Genomic DNA, 17,917 nt, shown 5'->3' with positions numbered 1-17,917 from the left:
CGACGCGCAAGGTCAGAAGGCTCGGGCGTACTGGTCGGGCCAAGCGGGGGTGGCTCCCAGCTTGGCGGCGGCGCGGCGCGGCCAGTACGGGTCGCGGAGCAGTTCCCGGCCCAGCAGCACCAGGTCCGCCTCGCCGCCGGCCACGATCTGCTCGGCCTGCTCGGGCTCGACGATCAGGCCGACAGCTCCGGTCGGCACCCCGGCGTCGCGGCGGATCCGGGCGGCCAGCGGCACCTGGTAGCCCGGCCCGACCGGGATGGACGCCCGGGCCGCCGCGCCGCCGGAGGAGGTGTCGACCAGGTCGACTCCGGCGGCGGCCAGCTCACCGGCGAGCACCACGCTGTCCTCGATGCTCCAGCCGCCGTCGGTCCAGTCGGTGGCGGAGATCCGGGTCAGCACCGGCACCGACTCGCCGACGGCGGCGCGTACCGCGCGGGCCACCTCCAGCGTGAGCCGCATCCGGGCGGCCCGGTCGCCGCCCCAGCCGTCGGTGCGCCGGTTGGTCAGCGGGGACAGGAACTCGTGCAGCAGGTAGCCGTGCGCGGCGTGGATCTCCACGGCGGCGAACCCGGCGTCGAGCGCCCGTCCGGCGGCGGTGGCGAAGGCGTCCACCACGGCGGCGATGCCCGCCTCGTCCAGCGCGGTGGGCGTGCGGTAGTCCGGCACGAACGGCTGGTCGCCCGGGCCGACCGGGGTCCAGCCGCCCTCGGCGTCCGGCACGCCGCCGCGCGCCGGCGCCCACGGCCGGTACGTGGACGCCTTGAACCCGGCGTGCGCGAGCTGTACGGCCGGGACCGCGCCCTGGGCGGCGACGAACGCGGTGACCGGCCGCCACGCGTCGACGTGTGCGCCGGACCAGAGCCCGGTGTCCTGCGGGCTGATCCGGCCCTCGGGCACCACGGCTGTCGCCTCGGTGATCACGAGGCCGGCCCCGCCGACTGCCCGGGAGCCCAGGTGGACGCGGTGCCAGTCGGTGGGCAGGCCGTCCGGTCCGGCGCTGTACTGGCACATGGGCGCCAGCGCGATCCGGTTGGGCAGCGTGACGCCGCGCAGGGCGAGCGGGGTGAACAGGGCGCTCATTGTCGAAGATCCTCCGGTCATGGCTTCGGGTGCGCCCCCGGTTCGGAAGACGCACCCGAAGAAGTGTGGATCAGGCGGGTACGGGGTCGAGCCGCTCGGTATCGACCGGCTCGATCAGGTCGCGCTTGCCGGCCGAGTCGTACGCGGCCCGGTCGAGCGTGCCCTCCCGGGCGGCCACGATGGTCGGCACCACTGCTTGCCCGGCCACGTTCGTGGCGGTACGGATCATGTCCAGGATCGGGTCGATGGCCAGCAGCAGGCCGGCCCCGGCCAGCGGCAGGCCCAGCGTGCTCAGGGTCAGCGTGAGCATGACGATCGCGCCGGTCAGGCCGGCGGTCGCGGCCGAGCCGACCACCGAGACGAACGCGATGAGCAGATAGTCGGTGACACCCAGGTTCACGCCGAACACCTGCGCCACGAAGATCGCGGCGAGCGCCGGGTAGATGGCGGCGCAGCCGTCCATCTTCGTGGTGGCGCCGAACGGCACCGCGAAGGAGGCGTACTCGCGGGGGACGCCGAGGCGCTCCACCGAACGCTGGGTAACCGGCATGGTGCCCACCGACGAGCGGGAGACGAACGCCAGCTCGATGGCGGGCCAGGCGCCGGCGAAGAAGCGCAGCGGGTTGAGCTTGCCGGCCACCGCCAGCAGCACCGGGTAGACCACGAACAGCACCAGCGCGCAGCCGACGTAGACGGCCGTGGTGAACTTCGCGAGCGGCGCCAGCAGGTCCCAGCCGTACGAGGCGACGGCGTTGCCGATCAGGCCCAGCGTGCCGATCGGGGCGAGCCGGATGACCCACCAGAGCGCCTTCTGCACGATCGACAGCAGCGAGCGGTTGAGCGCCACGAACGGCTCGGCCGGGTCACCGACGAGCAGCGCGGCGGCGCCCACCACCAGGGCGAGGAAGACGATCTGCAGGACGTTGCCCTCGACGAACGCGCCGACCGGGTTGGTCGGGACGATGCCGGTGAGGAAGTCGATCCAGGAGCCGGTGGTCTTCGGCGCGGTCGCGCCGGCCGGGTCCAGGTTGACACCCCGGCCGGGGTCGGTGAGCAGGCCGAGGCCGATGCCGATGCTCACCGCGATGAGCGCGGTGACGGCGAACCAGAGCAGCGTCTTGACGGCGAGGCGGGCGGCGTTCGCGACGCCGCGCAGGCTGACCACGCTGACCACGATGGCGGTGAAGACCAGCGGCGGCACGGCGAGCTTCAGCAGTTGGACGAAGAGGCCGCCGACGGTGTCGAGCGTGCTTGTCAGCCAGGCGAGGTCGGCGGCGCGGGCGAGGAAACCGAGCGCGACACCGAGCACGAGGCCCAGCAGGATCTGGACGGAGAAGGGAATTCTGCGCAGGGCGGAAGCCATGAGGACTGGTCCAAGGTCTGGGAGGGGGTAGGCGGGCGTCGGGGCGTGGAGCTACGCCGGACAGACGCCGCTGGCCTGCCGTCGGAGATCGACGTACAGGCGCTCGGTGAGGCACCAGACATTGGTCATCGTCGGGACACGTTACTCCCGACCTGCGCCGGAATGGAAGGACCGTCGGCCGTGAAGCTCCTTACAGCCAGATAGCCGGCGGTGACCAGCCCCCAGGCGGCGGCCACGGCGAGCAGCACCCGCTCCGACAGCCCGAGCAGCGCGCCGCGGCCGACCAGCAGCAGGGCCAGCGCGACCACGACGGCCACCGGCAGCGCCAGCGCCGCGCCGTACGCGGCGATCCGCCGCAGTCCCCGGTCCGCCGCCGGGGCGAACAGCAGCGCCAGCATGGCCAGGACCACCGCGCCGGCCCCCACGATGCTGGCGCCGCCGTGCACCAGGTCGGCCACCGTGGCCGCCTCGAACGGCGGCAGCGGACACCCCTCGCTGCAGGTCACCGCGCCGGAGACCACCGTGGCCACCGCGCCGACGCCGAGCAGGCCGGACGCCGCGCGCAACCCGGCCGGCAGCGCTCCGGCGAGCAGCAGCAGCGCCGCCGCCACCGAGAAGATCCCGATCTGGTACGCCGCCGCGTACCCGCTGTCCGTGATACCCGATTCGCTCACGTACCCGGTCAGGCCCGGACCCGGACCGGCGACCACCGCGACCGTCACCGCGCCGACGCCGGCCGCCAGGCAGACGGCGGCGAACGCGGCGGCGATCCGGCGTGGCGTGCCCTCAGCCACGTCCATGCGGGGTGGTCCAGCCGGACAGGTCGGGGCCGAGCGGCACGATCCGGGTCGGGTTGATCATGTCGTGCGTGGCGTAGTAGTGCCGTTTGATGTGGTCGAAGTCCACCGTCTCGCCGAAGCCCGGCGTCTGGAACAGGTCCCGCGCGTACGCCCAGAGCACCGGCATCTCGGTGAGCTTGCGCCGGTTGCACTTGAAGTGCCCGTGGTACGCCACGTCGAAGCGCACCAGCGTGGTGAACAGCCGCACGTCCGCCTCGGTGATCGCGTCACCCATCAGGTAACGCTGTCCCGCCAGCCGCTCGCTCAGCGCGTCGAGGCGGGCGAACAGCGCGGTGAACGCCTCGTCGTACGCCTCCTGGGAGGTGGCGAACCCGCACCGGTAGACGCCGTTGTTGACGTCCCGGTGGATCTCCGCCATCAGCGCGTCCATCTCCGGGCGCAGCTCGACCGGGTACAGATCCGGCGCGTCCGGCGCGTGCAACCGCCGCCACTCGGTCGAGAAGTCGAGCGTGAGCTGCGGATAGTCGTTCGTCACCACCCGGCCGGTGAGCGTGTCCACGAGCGCCGGCACCGTCACCCGGCCGGTGTAGTCCGGATCGGTGGACAGGTACGCCTCGGACAGGAAGCCGATGCCGAGCACCGGGTCGAAGCCGTCCGGGTCGAGCGCGAAGCGCCAGCCCCGCTCGTCCCGGATCGGGTCGACGGTGCCCAGCGAGATCACCTCGTCGAGCCCGAGCAGGCCGCGCACGATCCGGGCCCGGTGCGCCCAGGGGCAGGCCCGGCACCAGATCAGCCGGTAGCGGCCCGCCTCCAGCGGCCAGCGCCCCTGCTCGTCCGGGCCGCCGCCCTCCGGCGATGTGGAGTGCGGGGTGACCCGGCCGGTGAACCGGTTGGGCTGGCGGACGAACGCGCCGCCGCCACTGGTCTCTGCGCTGAACTGGGCCCCGGACATGCGGCAAACCTATCCGCTCCGGTCACGGATATCCTGGCGCCGGGTACCCCCGCGACCCGCCGACCGACCCCTTCCCACCCCCGAAGGACGTACGCGCGATGACAGTGGCCTATCTCGTTGCCGGAGTCCGCACCCCGATCGGCCGGTACGCCGGCGCCCTGGCCGGGGTCCGCCCCGACGACCTGGCCGCGCACGTCGTCCGCGAGCTGGTGGCGCGCCACCCGTCGGTCGACTGGGCGCGTACCGACGACGTGATCCTGGGCTGCGCCAACCAGGCGGGCGAGGACAACCGCAACGTGGCCCGGATGGCCGCGCTGCTCGGCGGGCTGCCGGAGGAGGTGCCGGGCAGCACCGTCAACCGGCTCTGCGGCTCCGGTCTGGACGCGCTCGCCTCCGCCGCCCGCGCGATCACCGCCGGGGAGGCCGACCTGGTGGTGGCCGGCGGCGTGGAGAGCATGAGCCGCGCGCCGTTCGTCATGCCGAAGGCGGCCACGCCGTACGCCCGCACCGCCGAGGTGTACGACACCACTATCGGCTGGCGGCTGGTCAACCCGCTGATGCGCAAGGGCTGGGGCGTCGACTCGATGCCGGAGACGGCGGAGAACGTCGCAGCCGAGTTCGGTGTGGACCGGGCCGCGCAGGACGCCTTCGCGTACCGGTCGCAGCAGCGGGCCGCCAAGGCGCAGGCCGACGGGCGGCTGGCCGAGGAGATCGTCCCGGTGACGGTGCCCGCCGGTAAGCGCGAGACCAGGCTGGTGGAGGCCGACGAGCACCCCCGCGAGACGACGCTGGAGAAGCTCGCCGCGCTGCCCACCCCGTTCCGCGAGGGCGGCACGGTGACCGCCGGCAACTCCTCCGGCGTCAACGACGGCGCGGTCGCGCTGCTCGTCGCCTCCGCGGCCGCCGTCGAACGCTACGGCCTCACCCCGCTGGCCCGGGTACGCGGCGCGGCGGCGGCCGGCGTACCGCCGCGGATCATGGGCATCGGCCCGGTCCCGGCGACCCGCAAGCTGCTCGACCGCGTCGGCCTGTCGCTCGCCGACGTGGACGTGATCGAGCTGAACGAGGCGTTCGCCGCGCAGTCCGTGGCGGTGCTGCGCGAGCTGGGCCTGCCGGAGGACGCCGAGCACGTCAACCCGGGCGGCGGGGCGATCGCGCTGGGCCACCCGCTCGGCGCCAGCGGCGCCCGGCTGGCGCTGACCGCCGCGCTGGAACTGCGCCGCCGGGGCGGCCGGCGGGCGCTCGCCACCATGTGCATCGGCGTCGGGCAGGGCATCTCGTTGCTGCTGGAATCGGCCGACTGACCCGGGCCGGCAGCATCGCCCGCTGTGGATCTCCCGTACCCGGCCGTACCGGCCTAGAGTGGTCTGGACCACATGATCCGCCATCGACGGCGGACGACGACCTGGGGGACCGAGCGATGCAGACGCCGGAGAGCCTGCCCACCGAGATCGACCTGAGCCGGCCGAGCGCCGCCCGGGTCTACGACTACTTCCTCGGTGGGGCGCACAACTTCGAGATCGACCGGCAGCTCGCCGAACAGATCGCGGCCATGACGCCGAACCTGGCCGCCACCATGCGCTCCGGGCGGGAGTTCCTGCGCCGGGCCGTTCGGGTGCTGCTCGACGCCGGCATCGACCAGTTCCTCGACATCGGCTCCGGCATCCCCACCGTCGGCAACGTGCACGAGGTCGCCCAGGCCGCCAACCCGGAGGCCCGGATCGTGTACGTCGACATCGACCCGGTGGCCGTGGCACACAGCCACGAACTGCTCGCCGGCAACGACCGGGCCACCGCGGTCCTGGCCGACCTGCGTGAGCCGAAGCTGATCCTGGACCACGCCGCCGCCAGCGGGCTGATCGACTTCGACCGGCCGCTGGGCATCCTCCTGGCCGGCGTGGTGCACTTCGTCCCGGACGCCGACCGTCCGGCCGACATCCTGGCCACCCTGCGGGCCGCCGCGGCGCCCGGCAGCTACCTGGTCATCTCCCACTCCACGTTCGAGGACCAGCCGCAGGAGATGCTCGACGCGCAGCGGCTGTCCGCGCGTACCGCCACCGAGATCACGCTGCGTTCGCGGGCCGAGATCACCGGATTCTTCGGCGACTGGACGATCCTCGAACCGGGCGTGGTGCACATGCCGCTCTGGCGGCCCGAGTCACCGTCGGACGTCGACGAGCACCCGGAGCGGTTCGGCGCCTTCGGCGGCGTCGCCCGGCACGACCGCGCCGCCGGCTGACCCATGCGCGCCCCGGACATCGACGGGGGAGACGTCAGCCGGCCCGGCGCCGTCGCGTACGCCGCCGAGTGGGCTCGTGCGGTGCGCCGCATCGGATTCGTGCCGCTGACCGCGGCCGAGACCGAGCGCCTGCTGGTGCCACTCACCGAGCGGCTCGGCCAGGCCCTGCTCGCCCCCACCTTCTCCGCCCGGCCGGCGGAGGAGGTGGGGCGTGCCCTGGTCGAGGCGCACCTCACCGAGCCCGGCGTGCTCGACTGGTCGGTGCAGGCGCTCGGTGACCGGTTCCTGCCCTGGGTGCTGCCCGGCCGGGCGGAGTCGCCCGAGCTGCGCGAGCGGGTCGCGCTGCTGCAGGGCGCGTTCGCCGCCGGGTTCGCCCGCGCGTTGCGTGACCGGGTCTTCAGCCAGCAGGAGCGGATCTCCCGCTCCGCCTGGCAGGCGCGGGACACCGTCGAGCAGGCGCTGCGGGACAGCGAGGCCCGCTTCCGGGCCGTCTTCACCGGCGCCGCCATCGGCATCGGCATCGCCGGTGTGGACGGGCAGATCATCGAGGTCAACCAGTCCTTCGCCGACATGCTCGGCTACACCGTCGCGGAGATGCGGCGGATGAACGTGTCGGCGCTGGCCTATGCCGACGACGCGGCCGGCATGTGGGAGCTGTACAAGGAGCTGATCGAGGGCAAGCGGGACAGCGCCCGGGTGGAGAAGCGCTACTACCGCAAGGACGGCAGCGTGGTCTGGACCGACCTCGCCGTCTCGCTGATCCGGTACGACGACGGCCGGCCCCGGTTCACAGTCGCCATGGTCGAGGACATCACCGAGCGGTACGAGTTGCAGCAGCGGCTGCGTTTCCAGGCGCTGCACGACCCGCTCACCGGGCTGCCCAACCGGACGCTGTTCTTCGAGACGCTCAGCACGGTCTTCGACAGGGCGGGCGACGACCAGCGCGTCGGGCTCTGCTTCATCGACCTGGACGGCTTCAAGGCGATAAACGACAGCCTCGGCCACGACCTGGGCGACCGGCTGCTCAAGGTGATCGCCCGCCGGCTCAGCGACTGCGTGGCCGGGCGCGGTCACCTGGTGGCCCGCATGGGCGGCGACGAGTTCGTCATCCTGGTCGACTCCGACGGCGGCATCGACGACGCGGTGGAGGTCGCCGAGCTGGCCCTGGCCGCCGTCTCCGCGCCGGTGCACGTCGCCGACCAGCAGCTCGCCGTGTCGGCGAGCATCGGCATCGTGGAGTGCCCGGCGGCGGAGACGAGCGTCGGTGACCTGATGAAGGCCGCCGACACCACGCTGTACTGGGCCAAGGCGGAGGGCCGGGGGCGCTGGGCGGTGTACGACCCGGAGCGCAGCGCCGCCGACATCGCCCGTTCGGCGCTGGCCGCCAACCTGCCCGCCGCGCTCGACCGGGACGAGTTCGTGCTGCACTACCAGCCGATCGTGTCGCTGCTGGACGGCACGATGGTGGCGGTCGAGGCGCTGGTGCGCTGGCAGCACCCGGAGCTGGGCCTGATCGGGCCGGACCGGTTCATCGGGCTGGCCGAGGAGACCGGCCTGATCGTCCGGCTCGGCGCCTGGGTGCTGCGTCAGGCGTGCCGCGACGCCGAGTCGTGGCGGCGCGCGTACCCGGAGACGTCGCCGGTGGTCAGCGTCAACCTGGCCGCGCGGCAGGCGGACGACCCGGCCATCGTGGAGACGGTCGCCGAGGCGTTGCAGCACACCGGGCTGCCGGCCGAGCTGTTGCAGCTGGAGCTGACCGAGAGCGCGGTCATGGGCAGCGCCGGTGAGCCGCTGCGGACCCTGCACCAGCTCGCCGACCTGGGGCCGCGGCTGGCCATCGACGACTTCGGCACCGGCTACTCGAACCTGGCGTACCTGCGGCGGCTGCCGATCCACTGCGTGAAGCTGGCGGGCCCGTTCGTCGAGGGGATAAAGGGTGACGGCGGGGACGCGGTCGCCGACCACCGGGACGAGCGGATCGTGGACGCGCTGGTCCGGCTGGCGCACGCGCTGGAGCTGTCGGTGACGGCCGAGGCGGTGGAGACCGAGGTGCAGGCCGAGCGGCTGCGGGCGCTGCGGTGCGACACCGGTCAGGGCCGCCTGTTCGGCGCCCCGATGCCCGCCGACGGCATCCGCACCCGCCTGGGCGGGTAAGGAAGGGCCCCCTCTTAACGCCTCCGGTAGAGCAGGGGGCCCCGCTTAACACCTCCCGCTCACGCGGCGGCAGGCGAGAAGGGAGAACGGTGAGCCTCACCGATTCGCAGGCAGTGGTGTCGGTGGTCGCCGCGCTGGCGATCATCGCCGGGCTGGCCGGGGTGGTAGTGCCCGGGCTGCCGGCGCTGCCGCTGTGCTGGGGCGGCGTGCTGGTGTGGGCGCTGTTCGGTGGCGCCGGCCCGGGCCGCTGGGCGGTGCTCGCCGCCGCCACCGTGATCGCCGCCGGCGGCACCGTGCTCAAGTACCTGTGGCCGGGGCGGAACCTGAAGCGGACCGGCGTGCCCACGTCGTCGCTGCTGGCCGGCGGGCTGCTCGGGGTGGTCGGCTTCTTCGTGATTCCGGTGGTCGGCCTGCCGATCGGCTTCGTCGGCGGGATCTTCGGCGCGGAGCGGCTGCGGCTGGGTGACACCCGGCTCGCCTGGCCGGCCACCGTGCAGGCGCTCAAGGCGGCCGGTCTGTCGATGCTGCTGGAGTTCATGGCCGGCCTGATGGTCGCCGCGCTGTGGGTCGCCGGGTTGCTGTTCGTCTAGAGGTGCGGCGACGCGGGCGTCCGGAGGGTACGGCCGATCGCCGTACATCAGTGAGAGAGAGGTGGACGCCGCGCGCCGCCGCGGACCGGGCGTTGCCGAGCGCCCGGTGCCGGCCCGTCGGGTCGGGCCTGGTCACGCCCACAATGATGCCCCCGGCGGGATCCGGCGACAACGCAATTACCGGGGTACGTATTGACCACCTTGATCGGCCGGGAGCACACTGCGAGCACTCGCACGAGCATCGCCTCGAGGAGGTGTGCAGTGGCCACGACGCCTGCGCCGACCGCCGAGCAGCCGATGGACGACGACGCCCGACGACTCGCCGAACTCGGCTACAAACAGGAGCTGCGCCGCAAGTGGAGCGGCTTCTCCAACTTCGCGATCTCGTTCTCCATCATCTCGATCCTGGCCGGCTGCTTCACCACGTTCGGCCAGGCGTGGAACAACGGCGGCCCGGTGGCGATCTCCTGGGGCTGGCCGCTGATCTCGCTGTTCATCCTGATCATCGGCTTCTGCCTGGCCGAGCTGGTGTCCGCGTACCCGACGGCGGGCGGGATCTACTGGTGGGCGGCGACCATGGGCCGGCCGGTGCACGGCTGGTTCACCGGCTGGCTCAACCTGATCGGGCTGGTAGCGGTGACCGCGTCGGTCGACTACGGCTGCGCCACGTTCCTCAACCTGACGCTGTCCGCGCTGTTCGACGGCTGGGCCGGCACCGGGCACCAGACGTTCGGGCTGTTCGTGGTGATCCTCGCGCTGCACGGGCTGATCAACATCTACGGGCACCGGATCATCGACGTACTCCAGAACGTCTCGGTCTGGTGGCACGTGGCCGGCGCGGCCGCCGTGGTGCTGATCCTGGTCCTGGTCCCGGACAACCACCAGAGCTTCCAGTTCGTCTTCACCGAGCGGTTCAACAACTCCGGCTTCGGTGACGGCGACACCGGCGGGCTGGCGTTCTGGTTCTACGTGCTGCCGCTCGGTTTCCTGCTCACGCAGTACACGATCACCGGCTTCGACGCCTGCGCGCACGTCTCCGAGGAGACCCGGGGCGCGTCGAAGGCCGCCGCGCAGGGGCTGTGGCGGTCGATCTTCTACTCGGCGGTGGGCGGATGGATCCTGCTGCTGGCCTTCCTGTTCGCGGCCACCGACGTGGACGCGATAAACGAGGCGGGCGGCTTCTCCGGGGCGATCTTCGAGACCGCGCTGACGCCGTTCTTCTTCAAGGCCGTCATCATCATCTCCACCATCGGGCAGTTCTTCTGCGGCATGAGCTGCGTGACGTCGATGTCGCGGATGGCGTACGCGTTCAGCCGCGACCGGGCCGTGCCCGGCTGGCGGCTGTGGTCGACTGTCGACCGCAACGGCACGCCGGTCAAGGCCATCATCGGGGCGACGCTGGCCGGGCTGGTGCTCACGCTGCCCGCGCTCTACCAGCGCGGCGGCATCCCGGTGGCGTTCTACGCGGTGGTCTCGGTGGCGGTGATCGGGCTGTACCTGTCCTTCATCATCCCGATCTTCCTGCGGCTGCGGATGGGCGACCGGTTCAAGCCCGGTCCGTGGACGCTCGGCCGCCGCTACAAGCTGCTCGGCTGGATCGCGGTGGTCGAGATCGCCGTCATCTCGGTCTACTTCGTGCTGCCGATCGTCCCGGCCGGTGTGCCCGGCAACCCCGACTTCAGCTGGACGGCTGTCAACTACGCGCCGATCGCGATCGGTGGCGTGCTGCTCGGCGTCGCCATCTGGTGGTACGCCTCGGCCCGCAAGTGGTTCACCGGCCCGCGCCGCACCGTCGACCAGGCCGAACCGGAGCCCGAGCCCGCCGAGCCGTCGTAGCTGTCGGTGGGTACTGCCATGATCCGGCGATGGAGACGGAAGCGGTGGTACGCGCGCTGTGGGATCGCATGCAGGCCCGGGACTGGACCGGCGTCGGCGAGCTGCTGGCCGACGACGTGGTGGTGGAGTGGCCGGCCAGCGCCGAGCGGATCGTCGGCCGCGACAACTACGTGAAGATCAACGCCGAGTACCCGGAGGGCTGGTCGATCCGGGTGCTGCGGGTGGTGGCGTCGGGCGACGCTGTGGTGTCCGAGGTGGAGGTGCCGCACGAGGGGATGGGCGTGCACCGGGTCGCGTCGTTCTGGACCGTGCGCGACGGGCGGATCGCCGATGGCCGGGAGTACTGGACCAGCCTCGGCCAGGACCCGTCCCCGCAGTGGCGAGCCGCCTGGGTCCAGCCGATGTGAGCGCTGGGCTGTCCGGAGATCTTGGCGATGGCTTTGTCGGTCAGGTCGCAGGCCCGGTCTGCTTGGCCAATGCGAGGAAGGACTGCCACGAGGACGGCGTGACGTGGAGGGTAGCGCCGTCGCGGTCCTTGCTGTCGCGCACCAGCACCACTCCCGGCAGGTTGGCGGCCACCTCCACGCAGTCGGCGTTGCCGCTCCGAGTCGCCTTGCGCCAGGTCGCGCCGCTCAGATCCATGACATCGTCCACCTTTCGGCACGGGGCGTCGGCCGCCAGCAGATCTTGGCGAGCCATCGGCCACTGGGGCGAACAAGAACTGGCCGAGATCTCGCGGCCATGACCTGTCGGGTCAGGCTGTGGGTTCGATCTGCTTGGCCAATGCGAGGAAGGACTGCCACGAGGACGGGGTGACGTGGAGGGTAGCGCCGTCGCGGTCCTTGCTGTCGCGCACCAGCACCACTCCCGGCAGGTTGTCAGCCACCTCGACGCAGTCGCCACCGCTCGTGCCGCTGCGGGTGGACTTCTTCCAGATCGCGTTACTGAGGTCCATGCTGACTCTCCACTTCCTTTATCAGGGCGACCGAGAGGGTCTGCGGCAAGGCTACGCTGCGGACGCCTTCCCACCGTGCCAGGAGCGTCGCCATCGCATCCTCGCCATCGACGACCAGACCCGCAAGCTGGTTCTCCAGGTGCCCCACCCAGCCGCCTTCCGCCGAGTGGGCCAGCGCCAGCGGCCCGGAAAGGCCGACGTGATGACCGGCATCGGCTGGAATGACGTGTAGTTGGACGTGCGGGAGTTCGGCCATGTGCAGCAGGTGCGCGAGCTGCTCGGCCATGATGGCGTCACGGCGGCGGAGCGCTGACTCATCAGTCACTGCGATGACGAGCGGGGGACGGTCGCGAAGCAAGATCTCCTGCCGCTCCAATCGTGCAGCTACCTGCTTCTCCACTTCCTCGTGGGGTCTCGTGCTGTCGAAGCGCAGCACCATCCGGGCATAGTTCGCCGTCTGAAGCAGGCCAGGGATCAGGGACGGATTGAAATACCGAAGCTGACGGGCCGAGCGCTCGGCCTCCAGCCAGGGACGGAACCACGAAGGCTGGCTCTCCCGTTCGGCCATCTTCAGCAGCGTTGTCAGCAGGTCGCCGGTCTTCAGCGCCTCATCTGCTCGCGCAAGGAACACGCGATCCAGCGGACGGGCCCCAGTCTCCACTGCCGAGACCATGGACGCGGAGTAGTGCAGAAGCCTGCCGAACTCCTCCTGACTGAGACCGGCGGCGGAGCGCATCCGGCGGAGCTGCGATCGGATGAGATCGGCTGTCGGTTCCTCCACAGTTCCTCCACAGTCCGTGCGTGAACTTCATTCGACATCTGCCGGCCGGCCCGGTGCTTCACTCGTGCGCCGTGACCAGGCTCGATGCCTTCCGACCGTAGCGGTGTCCTCACCAGACTGTCACGCATGCGGATCCGCTCGTCGCAGGCGAGCACGGGCGGATTCCAGCCCGGGGCCGCCCGGTCCCGACGATGCCGGGCGGCCCCCTCCATCAACGAGGAGGCCGATGTGCGTGTCCGATGGTTCCGGTGCCGTACCCGGGAGCTGCCCACCCTGCCGAAGCGCGACCCCGGCAGCAATCTGCCGGCGTGGATGCGCGAGCCGACCCGGGTGTTTCCCACGGTTCGCCCGGGCAGCCCAGGTCGTCTGACACCGGCGCAGGAGTGGCGGGCGAACGGGGGCCGGTGGTGACGGTTCTGGTCGGTGTCCTCAGCGCCATCGGGCACGTCGGGTATCAGCCGGACTGGAAATGCGAGCGCTGTCGGGAGCCGTGGCCGTGTCCCACCCTGCGTCGCATTCCGCGCGATCAGCTCGATCCGGCAGCGCTCATCCGGATGATGGCGTTCCTCGTGCGCGGCGCGATCCGGGATCTGCGTGGCCGAGTCGAGGGGCCCGAACCGCCCGAGATCGTCCGGCGGTTCTTCTGGTTCCTTCCGCTCAGCGACGACGAGGCGCGTGCAATCGCTCGAAGGTTGCGGTGATGGGCCGACGCGTGGTTCCGCACCTGCCAATGCGCCCGCTCTGGCGGTGCCGCAACTGCGGGGCGGAGTGGCCCTGCCAGCCGGCCCGGCTGTCGCTGCTCGTCGAGTACCGGGAGGACCGCACCGCGTTGCTTCTCTATCTCGGCGGGCTGATGACCGAGGCGCGGGAACAACTCGCCCAACTGAATCCCGACCACGCGCCGGATCTGCACAGCCGATTCCTGGCCTGGGCGCGGGTTCGTGGCTGACGCGGGTGGGCTGTCCGCGTACCCCAGGGGTCAGACCGTGGGGCGGCGGTGGGTGAGCGGGTAGCGGAGGATGCGGTCGTCGCCGGCCGCCGGGGTGCCGCGGCCGTCGCGGTTGCTCGTCGCGACCCAGAGCGCGCCGTCGGGCGCCACCTCGACGGTACGCAGGCGGCCGTACGTGCCGGCCAGCTCCGCCACCGGTACGCCGACGCGGCCGGCGGCGTCGACGGGCACCGCCCAGAGCCGGGCGCCGCGCAGCGCGGCGACGTAGAGCGTGCCTCTGGTGAACGCGGCGCCGCTCGGGGACGCCTGGGCGGGCGGCCAGACGACGACCGGGTCGCGGAACCGGGGGTCACCGGCGACGCCCTCGACGATCGGCCAGCCGTAATTGCCGCCGGGCACGATCCGGTTCACCTCGTCCCAGGTGCTCTGCCCGAACTCGGTGGCGAAGAGCCGGCCGTGCCGGTCCCAGGCGAGGCCCTGCACGTTGCGGTGGCCGTAGCTGTAGACGAGCGAGCCGGGGAACGGGTTGTCCGCTGGTGCCCGGCCGTCCGGGCGGATCCGCAGGATCTTGCCGTTTCGGCTGGTCAGGTCCTGCGCGCGGGCGGCCACCCCGGCGTCGCCGATCCCGGCGTAGAGCATGCCGTCGGGGCCGAACGCGATCCGCCCGCCGGCGTGCACCGAGCTGCGGGCGATGCCGCTGACCAGCACCCGCGGCGCGCGGGACGAGCCGAGGCGGAACCGGACGATCCGCAGGTCGGTGGCGGTGGTGTAGGCGGCGTAGACCCACCGGTCCCGGCGGTACGTGGGGGAGATCGCCAGCCCGAGCAGGCCCGTCTCCCCACCGGCGACCACGTCGGCGATCCGCGCCACCTGGCGGGCCGGGCGGCCGGGGCGTACCCGCAGGATCGTGCCCCGGTCCCGCTGCGCGACCAGGGCGCTGCCGTCGGGCAGGAAGTCCAGCCCCCACGGTGCCTCCAGCCCGGTGGCGGCGACCTGGGGGCGGCTCAGGTCGTAGCCGGACCAGCCGGTGCGCCCGTCGAAGCCGCGCAGGTCGAGCGTGACCGGACGCGGTCGCGTGTCGGCGATCGCCGGCCGGTCCGGGCCGGCGGCGGGTCGCCGGTCGGCGGGACTGCGGTCGGCGTGCGCGTCGGTGGCTGCGAGCACGAGCGCGAGGACGGCGGCGACGACCGCGACGGTACGACGGCGCATGTGCTCTCCTCGGTTTCGCACCCGCCCCCGCCGGGGCATTGACGGTGATCCGGTTTGCCAGTAGACCTTGGTGATGGAGGCCCCTGATGAAGCAAACGCCGCTCTCGCTGGAACAGTTGCGGGTCGCCGTCTCCGAGGGTGAGATCGACACGGTGGTGCTCGCCCTCACCGACATGCAGGGCCGACTGCAGGGCAAGCGGTTCCACGCGCCCTACTTCCTTGACCAGGTGGTCGCCAACGGCAGCGAGGGCTGCAACTACCTGCTTGCCGTGGACGTCGACATGAACACAGTCGACGGGTACGCGATGTCGAGCTGGGAACGCGGCTACGGCGACTTCGCCATGCGCCCCGACCTGGACACGCTGCGCCGGACGCCCTGGCAGCCCGGCTCCGCGCTGCTGCTGGCCGACCTGGAGTGGCTGGACGGCTCCGGCCCGGTGGTCGCCTCGCCCCGGCAGATCCTGCGCAAGCAGCTCGACCGGCTGGCCGCGCACGGGCTGACCGCGTACGCCGGCACCGAGCTGGAGTTCGTGCTCTACCGCGACTCGTACGAGGAGGCGTGGCGGCGCGGCTACCGCGATCTGACCCCGGCCAACCAGTACAACGTGGACTACTCGCTGCTCGGCACCGCCCGGGTCGAGCCGCTGCTGCGCCGCATCCGCACCGAAATGGCGGGTGCCGGGCTCACCCCGGAGAGCGCGAAGGGCGAGTGCAACCTCGGGCAGCACGAGATCGCCTTCCGGTACGACGAGGCGGTGCGCTGCGCCGACCACCACGTCATCTACAAGAACGGCGCGAAGGAGATCGCCGCCCAGGAGGGCATGGCGATCACGTTCATGGCGAAGCCGAACGAGCGGGAGGGCAACTCCTGCCACATCCACTTCTCGCTGCGCGACGCCTCCGGCTCGTCGGCGATGCTGGGGGACGGGCCGGCGCACCTGAGCGTCACCGGGCAGCGGGTGCTGGCCGGGCTGCTCGCCACCATGCGCGAGTTCAGCCTGTTCTTCGCGCCGAACATCAACTCCTACAAGCGCTACCAGCCCGGCTCGTTCGCGCCGACCGCGTTGCGCTGGGGCACCGACAACCGCACGTGCGCGCTGCGGCTGGTCGGGCACGGGCAGGGGATGCGGGTGGAGAACCGGGTGCCGGGGGCCGACGTCAACCCGTACCTGGCGATCGCCGCGCTGGTGGCCGGGGCGGTGCACGGCATCGAGAACGAGCTGGAGCTGGCGGACGAGTGCACCGGCAACGCGTACGACGACCCGGACGCCGAGCGGGTGCCAACCACGCTGCGTGACGCGCTGGACCTGTGGCAGCGCTCCGAGGTGGCCCGGACGGCGTTCGGCGACGAGGTGGCCGCTCACTACGCCAACCAGGCGAAGGTCGAGCTGACCGCCTTCGACGCCGCGGTGACGGACTGGGAGCTGACCCGTGGCTTCGAACGCCTCTGACTCCGCGGGCCGGTTCGGGCCGCACCGCTGGTTGCGGTGCGTAACGGCGGCAAAAGAACAATCAGGTCAGAGCGATATACCTGAGAGTCATAATTATGACTCTCAGGTATATCGCTTCACAGGAGCCTGTCTCCCGGGTCGCGACACGCCGGAAAAGGCCGATCCGACCAGCAGACCGGCACGTGGAGAGTGGGGGCGGGCGTGGGCGAGGTGATCTCGCCGGTTGACGGGGAGACGCTGGGCGAGGTGGCGTCCGCGTCCGTGGCGGACGTGGACGCGGCGATCGGGCGGGCCGCGACGGCGTACGACCGGTGGCGGCGGGTGGCGCCGGGGGATCGGGGGCGGCTGCTGCGGCGGTTCGCGGCCCAGGTCGACGCGCACCTGGAGGAGCTGGCTCTGCTGGAGGTGCGCAACGCCGGGCACACCATCGGCAACGCGCGGTGGGAGGCGGGCAACGTCCGCGACGTGCTCGACTACTACGCGGGCGCGCCGGAACGGCTGACCGGGCACCAGATCCCGGTGCCCGGCGGGCTCGACGTCACGTTCCACGAGCCGCTGGGCGTGGTCGGCGTGATCGTGCCGTGGAACTTCCCGATGCCGATCGCCGGCTGGGGATTCGCCCCGGCGCTCGCCGCCGGCAACACGGTGGTGCTGAAACCGGCCGAGCTGACCCCGCTGACCGCGCTACGCCTGGCCGAGCTGGCCCGCGACGCCGGTCTGCCCGACGGCGTGTTCACAGTGCTGCCCGGTCGGGGCAGCGTGGTCGGAGAGCGGTTCGTCACCCACCCGGCGGTCCGCAAGATCTGCTTCACCGGCTCGACCGAGGTCGGCACCCGGATCATGGCCGGCTGCGCGGCCCAGGTGAAGCGGGTGACGCTGGAGCTGGGCGGCAAGTCGGCGAACATCGTGTTCGCCGACGCGGACCTGGAGAAGGCGGCTGCGACCGCGCCGTACGCGGTCTTCGACAACGCCGGCCAGGACTGCTGCGCCCGCTCCCGGATCCTGGTCCAGCGCCAGGTGTACGACAGGTTCCTGGAACTGCTCGAACCGGCCGTACGGGCGGTGCGGGTGGAGGACCCGGCCCTGGACACGGCCGAGATGGGCCCGCTGATCTCCGCCGCGCACCGGGACCGGGTCGCCGGGTACGTCGACGGCGCGGACGTCGCCTTCACCGGCTCCTGTCCCGGCGGCCCCGGCTTCTGGTACGCCCCGACGGTGCTGCTCGCCGGCTCCCCGGCCGATCGGCACTGGCGGGAGGAGGTCTTCGGCCCGGTCGTCTCGGTGCTGCCGTTCGACGACGAGGCGGACGCGATCCGGCTCGCCAACGACACCGAGTACGGCCTCTCCGGCTCGATCTGGACCCGGGACGTCGGGCGCGCGGTGCGGGTGGCCCGCGCTGTCGAGGCCGGCAACCTCAGCGTCAACTCGCACTCCTCGGTGCGCTACTGGACCCCGTTCGGCGGGATGAAGCGTTCCGGCCTGGGCCGGGAGCTGGGTCCGGACGCGCTGCACGCCTTCACCGACGTCAAGAACGTGTTCATCGGCACCGAGGAGTGAT

Annotated in this window: 18 protein-coding genes; 10 read left to right on the top strand and 8 right to left on the bottom strand. The window is 72.0% G+C overall.

Annotated features, from left to right (window positions below; all coding sequences use genetic code 11):
* Positions 1 to 12 precede the first annotated feature (12 nt).
* The 4 genes from AMK25_RS22245 to AMK25_RS22230 form a co-directional block, all read right to left on the bottom strand.
* On the bottom strand, positions 13 to 1,080 hold the full coding sequence (locus AMK25_RS22245; RefSeq protein WP_073830316.1) for an NADH:flavin oxidoreductase/NADH oxidase: 1,068 nt from the start codon (positions 1,078 to 1,080) through the stop codon (positions 13 to 15).
* 70 nt (positions 1,081 to 1,150) lie between these two features.
* Positions 1,151 to 2,431: a dicarboxylate/amino acid:cation symporter gene (locus AMK25_RS22240; RefSeq protein ID WP_198937651.1), complete on the bottom strand. Its 1,281-nt coding sequence runs from the start codon at positions 2,429 to 2,431 to the stop codon at positions 1,151 to 1,153.
* Positions 2,432 to 2,568: 137 nt separating this feature from the next.
* Complete coding sequence (locus AMK25_RS22235; RefSeq protein WP_241826446.1) at positions 2,569 to 3,243, bottom strand: DUF998 domain-containing protein; 675 nt, start codon at positions 3,241 to 3,243, stop codon at positions 2,569 to 2,571.
* Positions 3,230 to 4,195, bottom strand: coding sequence for a glutathione S-transferase family protein (locus tag AMK25_RS22230; RefSeq protein ID WP_073830314.1), 966 nt, complete (start codon positions 4,193 to 4,195; stop codon positions 3,230 to 3,232). Before AMK25_RS22230 ends, AMK25_RS22235 begins: the two co-directional genes overlap by 14 nt.
* Positions 4,196 to 4,293: 98 nt before the next feature.
* Between AMK25_RS22230 and pcaF the strand changes: the two genes are divergently transcribed.
* The 6 genes from pcaF to AMK25_RS22200 all read left to right on the top strand — a co-directional run bounded on the left by pcaF (position 4,294) and on the right by AMK25_RS22200 (position 11,421).
* A complete protein-coding gene (gene pcaF / locus AMK25_RS22225) occupies positions 4,294 to 5,499 on the top strand; it encodes a 3-oxoadipyl-CoA thiolase (protein ID WP_073830313.1) in 1,206 nt (401 codons plus the stop codon).
* A gap of 116 nt (positions 5,500 to 5,615) precedes the next feature.
* Entirely contained in the window at positions 5,616 to 6,434 is an 819-nt protein-coding gene (locus AMK25_RS22220) for an SAM-dependent methyltransferase (protein WP_073830312.1), read from the top strand.
* 3 nt (positions 6,435 to 6,437) lie between these two features.
* On the top strand, positions 6,438 to 8,588 hold the full coding sequence (locus AMK25_RS22215) for a putative bifunctional diguanylate cyclase/phosphodiesterase (RefSeq protein WP_073830311.1): 2,151 nt from the start codon (positions 6,438 to 6,440) through the stop codon (positions 8,586 to 8,588).
* Positions 8,589 to 8,677: 89 nt separating this feature from the next.
* Positions 8,678 to 9,178 carry a DUF456 domain-containing protein gene (locus AMK25_RS22210; RefSeq protein WP_073830310.1) on the top strand — a complete coding sequence of 167 codons (501 nt, stop codon included), beginning with the start codon at positions 8,678 to 8,680 and terminating at the stop codon, positions 9,176 to 9,178.
* A 261-nt stretch (positions 9,179 to 9,439) separates the two neighbouring features.
* Positions 9,440 to 11,014 carry an amino acid permease gene (locus AMK25_RS22205; protein ID WP_073830309.1) on the top strand — a complete coding sequence of 525 codons (1,575 nt, stop codon included), beginning with the start codon at positions 9,440 to 9,442 and terminating at the stop codon, positions 11,012 to 11,014.
* 29 nt (positions 11,015 to 11,043) lie between these two features.
* Entirely contained in the window at positions 11,044 to 11,421 is a 378-nt protein-coding gene (locus tag AMK25_RS22200) for a nuclear transport factor 2 family protein (protein ID WP_073830308.1), read from the top strand.
* Between the two features lie 40 nt (positions 11,422 to 11,461).
* Here AMK25_RS22200 and AMK25_RS22195 read toward each other — a convergent pair whose 3' ends face one another.
* The 3 genes from AMK25_RS22195 to AMK25_RS22185 all read right to left on the bottom strand — a co-directional run bounded on the left by AMK25_RS22195 (position 11,462) and on the right by AMK25_RS22185 (position 12,705).
* Positions 11,462 to 11,656: a DUF397 domain-containing protein gene (locus AMK25_RS22195; protein ID WP_073830307.1), complete on the bottom strand. Its 195-nt coding sequence runs from the start codon at positions 11,654 to 11,656 to the stop codon at positions 11,462 to 11,464.
* A 112-nt stretch (positions 11,657 to 11,768) separates the two neighbouring features.
* Complete coding sequence (locus AMK25_RS22190; protein WP_073830306.1) at positions 11,769 to 11,969, bottom strand: DUF397 domain-containing protein; 201 nt, start codon at positions 11,967 to 11,969, stop codon at positions 11,769 to 11,771.
* The gene (locus tag AMK25_RS22185; protein ID WP_051611197.1) at positions 11,956 to 12,705 is read right to left on the bottom strand and encodes a helix-turn-helix domain-containing protein; all 750 of its coding nucleotides are present in this window, start codon (positions 12,703 to 12,705) and stop codon (positions 11,956 to 11,958) included. Before AMK25_RS22185 ends, AMK25_RS22190 begins: the two co-directional genes overlap by 14 nt.
* 452 nt (positions 12,706 to 13,157) lie before the next feature.
* Here AMK25_RS22185 and AMK25_RS22175 point away from each other — a divergent pair, with 452 nt between their 5' ends.
* Both AMK25_RS22175 and AMK25_RS22170 read left to right on the top strand, forming a co-directional pair.
* Entirely contained in the window at positions 13,158 to 13,451 is a 294-nt protein-coding gene (locus AMK25_RS22175; RefSeq protein ID WP_241826445.1) for a hypothetical protein, read from the top strand.
* Positions 13,451 to 13,699 (top strand): flavin reductase, encoded by a 249-nt coding sequence (locus tag AMK25_RS22170; protein ID WP_073830303.1) that lies wholly within the window; start codon positions 13,451 to 13,453, stop codon positions 13,697 to 13,699. The genes AMK25_RS22175 and AMK25_RS22170 overlap by 1 nt, the downstream gene beginning before the upstream one ends.
* Before the next feature lie 30 nt (positions 13,700 to 13,729).
* Here AMK25_RS22170 and AMK25_RS22165 read toward each other — a convergent pair whose 3' ends face one another.
* On the bottom strand, positions 13,730 to 14,908 hold the full coding sequence (locus AMK25_RS22165; RefSeq protein ID WP_073830302.1) for a PQQ-dependent sugar dehydrogenase: 1,179 nt from the start codon (positions 14,906 to 14,908) through the stop codon (positions 13,730 to 13,732).
* A gap of 86 nt (positions 14,909 to 14,994) precedes the next feature.
* On the opposite strand from AMK25_RS22165, the gene AMK25_RS22160 reads away from it, so the two are divergent.
* Both AMK25_RS22160 and AMK25_RS22155 read left to right on the top strand, forming a co-directional pair.
* Positions 14,995 to 16,359 (top strand): glutamine synthetase family protein, encoded by a 1,365-nt coding sequence (locus tag AMK25_RS22160; RefSeq protein WP_073830301.1) that lies wholly within the window; start codon positions 14,995 to 14,997, stop codon positions 16,357 to 16,359.
* A 201-nt stretch (positions 16,360 to 16,560) separates the two neighbouring features.
* Positions 16,561 to 17,916 (top strand): aldehyde dehydrogenase family protein, encoded by a 1,356-nt coding sequence (locus AMK25_RS22155; RefSeq protein WP_073830300.1) that lies wholly within the window; start codon positions 16,561 to 16,563, stop codon positions 17,914 to 17,916.
* The last annotated feature ends 1 nt before the right edge of the window (position 17,917 follow it).

The sequence above is a fragment of the Micromonospora sp. TSRI0369 genome (assembly GCF_001905625.1).
Lineage (GTDB): Bacteria > Actinomycetota > Actinomycetes > Mycobacteriales > Micromonosporaceae > Micromonospora > Micromonospora echinospora_A.
The sequence above is the reverse complement of the archived record's forward strand: the minus strand, read 5'-3'. Positions and strand labels throughout refer to the sequence as shown.

Bases quoted from the DNA above. Each gene is read 5' to 3' on its own strand.
- AMK25_RS22245 (WP_073830316.1), bottom strand. From the start codon at position 1,080: ATGAGCGCCCTGTTCACCCCGCTCGCCCTGCGCGGCGTCACGCTGCCC.
- AMK25_RS22235 (WP_241826446.1), bottom strand. From the start codon at position 3,243: ATGGACGTGGCTGAGGGCACGCCACGCCGGATCGCCGCCGCGTTCGCC.
- AMK25_RS22230 (WP_073830314.1), bottom strand. From the start codon at position 4,195: ATGTCCGGGGCCCAGTTCAGCGCAGAGACCAGTGGCGGCGGCGCGTTC.
- pcaF (WP_073830313.1), top strand. From the start codon at position 4,294: ATGACAGTGGCCTATCTCGTTGCCGGAGTCCGCACCCCGATCGGCCGG.
- AMK25_RS22220 (WP_073830312.1), top strand. From the start codon at position 5,616: ATGCAGACGCCGGAGAGCCTGCCCACCGAGATCGACCTGAGCCGGCCG.
- AMK25_RS22215 (WP_073830311.1), top strand. From the start codon at position 6,438: ATGCGCGCCCCGGACATCGACGGGGGAGACGTCAGCCGGCCCGGCGCC.
- AMK25_RS22200 (WP_073830308.1), top strand. From the start codon at position 11,044: ATGGAGACGGAAGCGGTGGTACGCGCGCTGTGGGATCGCATGCAGGCC.
- AMK25_RS22195 (WP_073830307.1), bottom strand. From the start codon at position 11,656: ATGGATCTGAGCGGCGCGACCTGGCGCAAGGCGACTCGGAGCGGCAAC.
- AMK25_RS22190 (WP_073830306.1), bottom strand. From the start codon at position 11,969: ATGGACCTCAGTAACGCGATCTGGAAGAAGTCCACCCGCAGCGGCACG.
- AMK25_RS22185 (WP_051611197.1), bottom strand. From the start codon at position 12,705: ATGCGCTCCGCCGCCGGTCTCAGTCAGGAGGAGTTCGGCAGGCTTCTG.
- AMK25_RS22170 (WP_073830303.1), top strand. From the start codon at position 13,451: ATGGGCCGACGCGTGGTTCCGCACCTGCCAATGCGCCCGCTCTGGCGG.
- AMK25_RS22165 (WP_073830302.1), bottom strand. From the start codon at position 14,908: ATGCGCCGTCGTACCGTCGCGGTCGTCGCCGCCGTCCTCGCGCTCGTG.
- AMK25_RS22160 (WP_073830301.1), top strand. From the start codon at position 14,995: ATGAAGCAAACGCCGCTCTCGCTGGAACAGTTGCGGGTCGCCGTCTCC.